Genomic DNA, 9204 nt, shown 5'->3' with positions numbered 1-9204 from the left:
TCCTCTTAACCTTCCAGCACCGGGCAGGCGTCACCCCCTATACATCATCTTACGATTTAGCAGAGAGCTGTGTTTTTGATAAACAGTTGCTTGGGCCTATTCACTGCGGCTGTCCATAAGACAGCACCCCTTCTCCCGAAGTTACGGGGTCATTTTGCCGAGTTCCTTAACGAGAGTTCTCTCGATCACCTGAGGCTACTCGCCTCGACTACCTGTGTCGGTTTGCGGTACGGGTAGAGTATGATACATCGCTAGAAGCTTTTCTTGGCAGTGTGACGTCACTAACTTCGCTACTAAACTTCGCTCCCCATCACAGCTCAACCTTAAAGATACAAGCATTTAACTCATACCAAGCCTCACTGCTTAGACGGGCACTTCCAATCGCCCGCTTTAGTTAGCCTACTGCGTCCCTCCATCACTTCATACTCTAGTACAGGAATATCAACCTGTTGGCCATCGGATACACCGTTCGGTCTCTCCTTAGGTCCCGACTAACCCAGGGCGGACGAGCCTTCCCCTGGAAACCTTAGTCTTACGGTGGACAGGATTCTCACCTGTCTTTCGCTACTCATACCGGCATTCTCACTTCTATACGCTCCAGCACTCCTCACGGTATGCCTTCACCGCATATAGAACGCTCTCCTACCATGACCTCAAAGGTCATCCACAGCTTCGGTAAACTATTTTAGCCCCGGTACATTTTCGGCGCAGGGTCACTCGACTAGTGAGCTATTACGCACTCTTTGAATGAATAGCTGCTTCTAAGCTAACATCCTAGTTGTCTGTGCAACCCCACATCCTTTTCCACTTAATAGTTATTTTGGGACCTTAGCTGGTGGTCTGGGCTGTTTCCCTTTCGACTACGGATCTTAGCACTCGCAGTCTGACTGCCGACCATAATTACTTGGCATTCGGAGTTTATCTGAAATCAGTAAACCGAGATGGCCCCCTCATCCAAACAGTGCTCTACCTCCAAGAATCTTTATGTCGACGCTAGCCCTAAAGCTATTTCGGAGAGAACCAGCTATCTCCAAGTTCGTTTGGAATTTCTCCGCTACCCACAAGTCATCCAAGCACTTTTCAACGTGCCCTGGTTCGGTCCTCCAGTGCGTCTTACCGCACCTTCAACCTGCTCATGGGTAGGTCACATGGTTTCGGGTCTACGTCATAATACTAATGCGCCCTTTTCAGACTCGGTTTCCCTTCGGCTCCGTCTCTTCAACTTAACCTCGCATCATAACGTAACTCGCCGGTTCATTCTACAAAAGGCACGCTCTCACCCATTAACGGGCTCGAACTTCTTGTAGGCACACGGTTTCAGGTTCTATTTCACTCCCCTTCCGGGGTACTTTTCACCTTTCCCTCACGGTACTGGTTCACTATCGGTCACTAGAGAGTATTTAGGGTTGGGAGATGGTCCTCCCGGATTCCGACGAGATTTCGCGTGTCTCGCCGTACTCAGGATACTGCTAGGTATATCATCGATTTCGACTACAGGGCTATTACCTCCTCTGGCTGACCTTCCCAAGTCATTCGTCTATCAATCATAAGTCCACATCGCAGTCCTACAACCCCAGAGAGTAAACTCTCTGGTTTGCCCTCCTGCCGGTTCGCTCGCCGCTACTAAGGCAATCGCTTTTGCTTTCTCTTCCTGCAGCTACTTAGATGTTTCAGTTCACTGCGTCTTCCCTCCTACATCCTTAACAGATGTGGATACTAGCCATCTAGCTAGTGGGTTCCCCCATTCGGATATCCATGGATCAATGCTTACTTACAGCTCCCCAAGGCATTTCGTCGTTTGTCACGTCCTTCTTCGGCTTCTAGTGCCAAGGCATCCACCGTGCGCCCTTATTAACTTAACCTTATTAACCTAGTTCTTTTAACTAGAATTCTCATTAATTCACAGCGTTTCGGTTTATTTTCTTGTTACTATTCATTTATTTCTTAAAATAAATGGAATTTGATATAGATATTCAATTTTCAATGGACAAAGATAGGATACAAAGACCATTCCCACAATGGGACATTTTTGTAGAAAAATAGGAAACTGACGAAGTGTGCCTTGCACACTAGGAAGTTTATCTCTTTTCCTAGAAAATGAGGTCGTGTTCAACTACTTGAACCTTTGTATTCTGTTTGGTAACTTTCGTTACCGATGGAGCCTAGCGGGATCGAACCGCTGACCTCCTGCGTGCAAAGCAGGCGCTCTCCCAGCTGAGCTAAGGCCCCACAGACCTCTCAAAATTGAAGAAGACTACGTACAGGATTCCGAGCAAGTGTATTCGAACTAAATTCCTAGTGAAAATGATAAATTCCCTTGAAGTCTACTGACTTCTACACGAATTTCCCATCTTCATACGGATTTCGTAACGTTCTCATTACTTGCTTATCCTTAGAAAGGAGGTGATCCAGCCGCACCTTCCGATACGGCTACCTTGTTACGACTTCACCCCAATCATCTATCCCACCTTAGGCGGCTGGCTCCTTAACGGTTACCTCACCGACTTCGGGTGTTACAAACTCTCGTGGTGTGACGGGCGGTGTGTACAAGGCCCGGGAACGTATTCACCGCGGCGTGCTGATCCGCGATTACTAGCGATTCCGACTTCATGTAGGCGAGTTGCAGCCTACAATCCGAACTGAGACTGGCTTTAAGAGATTAGCTTGCCGTCACCGACTTGCGACTCGTTGTACCAGCCATTGTAGCACGTGTGTAGCCCAGGTCATAAGGGGCATGATGATTTGACGTCATCCCCACCTTCCTCCGGTTTATTACCGGCAGTCTCGCTAGAGTGCCCAACTGAATGATGGCAACTAACAATAGGGGTTGCGCTCGTTGCGGGACTTAACCCAACATCTCACGACACGAGCTGACGACAACCATGCACCACCTGTCACCAGTGCTCCGAAGAGAAACCCTATCTCTAGGGCGGTCACTGGGATGTCAAGACCTGGTAAGGTTCTTCGCGTTGCTTCGAATTAAACCACATGCTCCACCGCTTGTGCGGGCCCCCGTCAATTCCTTTGAGTTTCAGCCTTGCGGCCGTACTCCCCAGGCGGAGTGCTTAATGCGTTAGCTGCGGCACTGAGTCCCGGAAAGGACCCAACACCTAGCACTCATCGTTTACGGCGTGGACTACCAGGGTATCTAATCCTGTTCGCTACCCACGCTTTCGAGCCTCAGCGTCAGTTACAGACCAGAGAGCCGCTTTCGCCACCGGTGTTCCTCCATATATCTACGCATTTCACCGCTACACATGGAATTCCACTCTCCCCTTCTGCACTCAAGTTCCGCAGTTTCCAAAGCGTACTATGGTTAAGCCACAGCCTTTTACTTCAGACTTACGAAACCGCCTGCGCTCGCTTTACGCCCAATAAATCCGGACAACGCTCGGGACCTACGTATTACCGCGGCTGCTGGCACGTAGTTAGCCGTCCCTTTCTGGTAAGATACCGTCACTGTGAGAACTTTCCACTCTCTCACACGTTCTTCTCTTACAACAGAGCTTTACGATCCGAAAACCTTCTTCACTCACGCGGCGTTGCTCGGTCAGGGTTCCCCCCATTGCCGAAGATTCCCTACTGCTGCCTCCCGTAGGAGTCTGGGCCGTGTCTCAGTCCCAGTGTGGCCGATCACCCTCTCAGGTCGGCTATGTATCGTTGCCTTGGTAGGCCTTTACCCCACCAACTAGCTAATACAACGCAGGTCCATCTGATAGTGAAGCAGTTGCTCCTTTTAAGCTCCAATGATGCCACTAAAGCTCTTATGCGGTATTAGCTATCGTTTCCAATAGTTATCCCCCGCTATCAGGCAGGTTACCTACGCGTTACTCACCCGTTCGCGACTCAACTTCTCAGATGTTTCCGAAGAAACGGATGAAAAGTTGCGTTCCACTTGCATGTATTAGGCACGCCGCCAGCGTTCGTCCTGAGCCAGGATCAAACTCTCATATAAAGTTTTTTTCTGGTCAGTCTTGACTGACTTATTGTTTTTGTTCATTGACGGACTTCTATCTTTAAAAGTCCACCCTGCACGTTTGGTTCGTCTTCTTCAATTTTCAAAGGTCTTATTACTTGTCCTCGCTTCTCACGAGACAACTATCTTAGTTTATCACGTCTACTTAACTTTGTCAATATCTTTTTTTACTTTTTTTTGCTTTTTTTCAATTTTGATATCTGACACTATGAATTACTCCTCGTGACAACTCATTCATTCTATCACCTTATTAAGCTCCTGTCAATACCTTACGCCTGGTTTTTTTATATTTCGTCCAGTATGCGTGTTAATCTTCTTGTTCAAGATACTCATAAAGTGAATGGAGTATGGATGCTTGAGCTGGTGAAGATTGTCCGCTAATAATTTTGCTGTATTCTTTTGCTTCTTCAGGACTTAAATTGGCGCTAAATTGACGTAGTTTTTGACGCAATTTTATAAAGCTCGAATCTGTGAGTATCTTGGAATCTGTAGCTTTTCGTGACGAGGGAAGAGCTACAATTCTTCTGCTCTTCATAATATGATAGCCTTCAATGACTTGTTTTGGGGACGTTTTTTTCATTATTCTTTGGTTCCTCCTACTAGTAGATACTATAACAGGAATAGACATACGATGAACAGGACATCTTTGTCAGTTTATTGTTTAAGCACTACACAGTCAGATCGGAATAATTGCTTATGTGACAAACTATACAAACTGCCTCAGAGACTTAGAAGAGAATAATAAGCAAGAAAAGAGAACGAATTGTCTATTTTCGTTCTCTCTAAGTGTCTATAGTTTTATAAATAATGTGACTAAGGAGTTGTATTCATCTTTTCTTTTATTTCATCAAATGAAAGAGGATGCACGTCTTCTTCAGTTTCTGAGTTTGCTGGCATTTTACCTGTCTCATAAAGTGACTTGATTTGAACACTGTCCAATGTTTCGTATTTTAAAAGAGCTTCGGCTATAAGCTTGTGAGTATCTCGATGGTCCTGGATAATCTCAGCTGCTTTATCACGTGCCTCATTGAGAAGATTGCGCACTTCATTATCCAGTTCATATGCCGTCTGGTCTGAAATGTGCTTCGGCTCTATAATTTCTGTAGTGGGTAAACCCCACTGTGGAGATTATAGGGCTTTTTGAGTATCAAAAAAGTCCCATAAGACTTATAATGAAAAGCGCTTAAACAACTCATTAGAAAGTATCTTATGGAACACATCAATAATACCACATTACTCATCGGAATTAAAGACAAAAATATCATCTTAAATAAAGCCATTCAATACGATACCCATATCGAAGTCACCGCTACACTTGATTATCACCCTCCCAAATGTAAACACTGTAAAGGAAAACAAATCAAATACGACTTCTAGAAACCTTCTAAAATCCCTTTTATTGAGATTGCTGGTTTCCCTAGCCTCATTCGTTTGAAAAAGAGACGATTTCAGTGCAAGTCCTGTCGAAAAGTAACTGTTTCTGAAACATCTCTCGTTCAGAAAAATTGCCAAATTTCTGAAATAGTGAGACAGAAAATCGCTCACCTATTGCTCAACAGAGAGGCTCTTACCCATATCGCTGCTAAGCTCGCTATCTCTACCTCTACTGTCTATCGCAAGTTCAAGCAATTTCATTTCCAAGAGGAGTACACTACTTTGCCAGAAGTGCTTTCCTGGGATGAGTTCTCCTACCAGAAGGGAAAACTGGCCTTCATTGCTCAGGATTTTAACACCAAGAAAATCATTACCATCCTTGATGACAGACGTCAAACAACCATCCGAAATCATTTCTTCAAGTACTCGAAAGAAGCTAGAAAAAAAGTTAAAGTCGTCACTGTCGATATGTCAGGGAGCTATATCCCTCTCATTAAGAAATTATTTCCAAATACCAAAATTGTCCTCGATCGTTTCCACATTGTCCAGCACATCAATAGAGCTCTCAAGCAAACACGTATTGAAATCATGAAGCAATTTGACGATAAATCTCTTGAATACAGAGCTCTTAAGTACTACTGGAGACTTATTCAAAAAGATAGTCGGAAACTATCTCCTAAGGCTTTCTACTCTAGATCTTTTAGAGAGACTCTAACGCCTAGAGAATGTCTCAATAAGATGTTCAAACTGGTCCCTGAGCTTAAAGATTACTATGACCTGTACCAGTTACTCCTTTTCCACCTGCAAGAGAAGAATACTGAGCAGTTTTGGGGCTTAATTCAAGACGCTTTACCTCATCTCAATCGCACCTTTAAAACCGCTTTGAGCACATTTATTCGCTATAAAAACTACATCACTAACGCCATTGAATTGCCTTACTCTAACGCTAAACTTGAGGCCACTAACAAACTCATCAAAGACATCAAGCGCAATGCCTTTGGTTACAAGAACTTTGACAATTTCAAGAAACGTATCTTAATCGCCTTGAACATCAAAAATGAGAAGACGAAGTTCGTCTCCTCTCGCGCTTAGCTATAAGTCACTCACTACAGTTGACAATGAGCCAGAAAAGAGCAAAAACGCCTGCTTACGAAATCATTCCGCTACTCAGAGTAATTTCGTAAACAAGCGTCCAACCAATATGATGAGTGTTACCGCTGAGACAAGCTCAGCGGTAGACCAGAGCTAGACTAAGAATTCCTCACAAATTCCATCATCATAACACTCAACAAAATTGATGATCTTATACAAGTTCGATAATTGCCATTGGGGCAGCATCACCACGACGTGGTTCTGTTTTGAGGATACGAGTATATCCACCATTACGTTCTGCGTAACGAGGTGCAATTTCTGAGAACAATTTTTGAAGCGCTGTAGTAGCAGTATACTTGTCAGTTGCTTCATCGTAGTTTTCAGATGCAATTTCATTACGAACAAATGCAGCAGCTTGACGACGTGCGTGTAAATCACCACGTTTACCAAGTGTGATCATTTTTTCAACTGTTTTACGGATTTCTTTAGCACGAGCTTCAGTTGTAACGATTGATTCATTGATCAATAAATCAGTTGTCAAATCGCGCAACATTGCCTTACGTTGTGAGCTAGTGCGTCCTAGTTTACGGTATGCCATGATTTCCTCCTATATTATTTATCTTTTTTCAATCCTAGACCAAGGTCAGCCAACTTAACCTTGACTTCTTCGAGACTCTTACGGCCAAGATTACGCACTTTCATCATTTCTGGCTCAGATTTTTCTGTTAAATCAAATACAGTATTGATCCCTGCACGTTTCAAACAGTTATATGAGCGCACGGAAAGGTCCAATTCCTCAATCGTACGGTCGAGCATCCGATCATCTGATGTTACTTCAGTTTCTTTCATTACTTCTGCTGATTTCGCAACATCTGTAAGGTCTGTAAATAGACCAAGGTGTTCCATCAGAATACGCGCTGAAAGACCGAGTGCATCTTCCGGTATAATGGTACCATTTGTGTTGATTTCAAGTGTTAATTTGTCAAAACCATCGTTGCTACCAACACGTGCTGGTTCAACTTGATAATTAACTTTTTTCACTGGCGTATAGATAGAATCTACAGCAAGTGTGCCCACCGGCGCATCATCCTTTTTATTTCCTTCTGCTGGTACATAACCACGACCTGAATTGACAGTCAAAGTCGCATTAAAAGTAGCTCCCTCAGAAATAGTAAAGAGGTAATGGTCGGGGTTTACAATTTCAATGTCACTATCTGTAAGAATGTCACCTGCTGTCACTTCAGCCGGACCTACTACAGCAAGTTCTATTTTCTTTTCGTCTTCGACATAAGATTTTACAGCAATGCCTTTGATGTTGAGAATAATCTGCATAACATCTTCGCGAACACCTGGAACTGTGTCGAATTCGTGGAGTACACCATCAATTTTAATTGATGTCACTGCAGCACCTGGAAGTGAAGCAAGAAGTACACGACGAAGAGAGTTACCAAGAGTTGTTCCGTAACCACGTTCTAATGGCTCGATAACAAATCTGCCGTAATCTTTATTTTCATCAATTTTTGTTATTGTTGGTTTTTCAAACTCAATCATTTCTTACTCCCTCTTAAACGAAAAGCTGTGTATGGAATGTCTGATTATACACGGCGACGTTTTGGAGGACGAGCACCATTGTGTGGTACAGGAGTCACATCACGAATTGCTGTTACTTCAAGACCAGCGGCAGCAAGAGCGCGGATAGCAGACTCACGACCTGAACCTGGGCCTTTAACGGTAACTTCAACTGTTTTAAGACCGTGTTCTTGTGCAGATTTAGCAGCTGCTTCTGAAGCCATTTGAGCTGCGAATGGTGTAGATTTACGAGAACCTTTAAAACCAAGAGCGCCAGCAGATGACCAAGCAATCGCGTTACCATGCACATCAGTAATCATAACAATAGTGTTATTAAATGTAGCGTGAATATGAGCAATACCAGATTCGATATTCTTTTTCACACGACGTTTACGTGTTGGTTTAGCCAATTTTTCTACCTCCTATATTATTTTTTCTTACCTGCGATCGCAACGGCTTTCCCTTTGCGAGTACGGGCATTGTTTTTAGTGTTTTGTCCACGGACAGGAAGTCCACGACGGTGACGGATACCACGATATGAACCGATTTCCATCAAACGCTTGATATTCAAGTTAACTTCACGACGGAGGTCACCTTCAACCTTGATAGCATCAACTTCACGACGGATAGCATCTTCTTGATCTGATGTTAAATCTTTAACACGCACATCTTCTGAAATACCTGCTGCTGCAAGAATTTTCTTAGAAGTTGCAAGACCGATGCCGTAAACATAAGTCAATGAAATAACTACGCGTTTGTCGTTTGGAATATCAACTCCAGCAATACGAGCCATGTTTTCTCCTTTCTATTTCTTAACCTTGACGTTGCTTGTGTTTAGGGTTTGCTGGGCAAATCACCATAACACGACCATTACGACGAATAACTTTACAGTATTCGCAAATTGGTTTGACCGATGGTCTTACTTTCATGTTTAATCCCTCCAAGTATTTCGACTATTTAAAGCGGTATGTGATACGTCCACGTGTCAAGTCATACGGACTAAGCTCAACAGTTACGCGGTCACCGACCAAAATACGAATGTAGTTTTTACGGATTTTACCAGAAACAGTTGCAAGGACTTGGTGTCCATTTTCCAACTCAACAGTAAACATAGCATTTGGCATTGTATCTACTACTTTGCCTTCAATTTCAATCACATCTTCTTTTGCCATGCAAAAGCAACCCCTCTCTAA

General features: G+C 43.7%; 7 protein-coding genes, 1 tRNA gene, 2 rRNA genes and 2 pseudogenes (1 of these 12 cut by a window edge). 1 reads left to right on the top strand and 11 read right to left on the bottom strand.

What is annotated here, in order from left to right; translation table 11 throughout:
- The 5 genes and pseudogenes from SR187_RS00615 to SR187_RS00595 all read right to left on the bottom strand — a co-directional run.
- Window positions 1-1862, bottom strand: a 23S ribosomal RNA gene (locus tag SR187_RS00615); it reaches 1041 nt to the left of the window's first position.
- A 294-nt stretch (window positions 1863-2156) separates the two neighbouring features.
- Window positions 2157-2229: transfer RNA gene (locus tag SR187_RS00610), tRNA-Ala, on the bottom strand.
- Between the two features lie 167 nt (window positions 2230-2396).
- Window positions 2397-3955: ribosomal RNA gene (locus SR187_RS00605) — 16S ribosomal RNA — on the bottom strand.
- The 16S and 23S rRNA genes sit together here with 1 tRNA gene alongside, the layout of an rRNA operon.
- Before the next feature lie 328 nt (window positions 3956-4283).
- Window positions 4284-4556, bottom strand: a complete 273-nt coding sequence (locus SR187_RS00600; protein WP_120171140.1) for a hypothetical protein — start codon at window positions 4554-4556, stop codon at window positions 4284-4286.
- 233 nt (window positions 4557-4789) lie between these two features.
- Window positions 4790-5062: pseudogene (locus SR187_RS00595) on the bottom strand (ATP-dependent zinc metalloprotease FtsH); the annotation flags it as partial.
- Between the two features lie 123 nt (window positions 5063-5185).
- On the opposite strand from SR187_RS00595, the pseudogene SR187_RS00590 reads away from it, so the two are divergent.
- A pseudogene (locus SR187_RS00590) lies at window positions 5186-6442 on the top strand (ISL3 family transposase).
- Window positions 6443-6653: 211 nt separating this feature from the next.
- Here the strand turns inward: SR187_RS00590 and rplQ are convergent.
- From rplQ to infA, 6 genes are read right to left on the bottom strand one after another with little or no spacing between them, the layout of a single operon-like run.
- Window positions 6654-7040, bottom strand: a complete 387-nt coding sequence (rplQ, locus tag SR187_RS00585; protein ID WP_024532345.1) for a 50S ribosomal protein L17 — start codon at window positions 7038-7040, stop codon at window positions 6654-6656.
- Between the two features lie 14 nt (window positions 7041-7054).
- Window positions 7055-7993: a DNA-directed RNA polymerase subunit alpha gene (locus SR187_RS00580; protein ID WP_024532344.1), complete on the bottom strand. Its 939-nt coding sequence runs from the start codon at window positions 7991-7993 to the stop codon at window positions 7055-7057.
- Window positions 7994-8037: 44 nt separating this feature from the next.
- Window positions 8038-8421 (bottom strand): 30S ribosomal protein S11, encoded by a 384-nt coding sequence (gene rpsK / locus SR187_RS00575; RefSeq protein ID WP_004195509.1) that lies wholly within the window; start codon window positions 8419-8421, stop codon window positions 8038-8040.
- A gap of 17 nt (window positions 8422-8438) precedes the next feature.
- The gene (gene rpsM / locus SR187_RS00570; protein ID WP_002936622.1) at window positions 8439-8804 is read right to left on the bottom strand and encodes a 30S ribosomal protein S13; all 366 of its coding nucleotides are present in this window, start codon (window positions 8802-8804) and stop codon (window positions 8439-8441) included.
- A 19-nt stretch (window positions 8805-8823) separates the two neighbouring features.
- On the bottom strand, window positions 8824-8940 hold the full coding sequence (gene rpmJ / locus SR187_RS00565; protein ID WP_001808836.1) for a 50S ribosomal protein L36: 117 nt from the start codon (window positions 8938-8940) through the stop codon (window positions 8824-8826).
- 24 nt (window positions 8941-8964) lie between these two features.
- Window positions 8965-9183 carry a translation initiation factor IF-1 gene (infA, locus tag SR187_RS00560; RefSeq protein WP_002936627.1) on the bottom strand — a complete coding sequence of 73 codons (219 nt, stop codon included), beginning with the start codon at window positions 9181-9183 and terminating at the stop codon, window positions 8965-8967.
- Window positions 9184-9204 lie beyond the last annotated feature (21 nt).

The sequence above is a fragment of the Streptococcus ruminantium genome (genome assembly GCF_003609975.1).
In the GTDB taxonomy this organism is placed as follows: Bacteria; Bacillota; Bacilli; order Lactobacillales; family Streptococcaceae; genus Streptococcus; species Streptococcus ruminantium.
The sequence above is the reverse complement of the archived record's forward strand: the minus strand, read 5'-3'. Positions and strand labels throughout refer to the sequence as shown.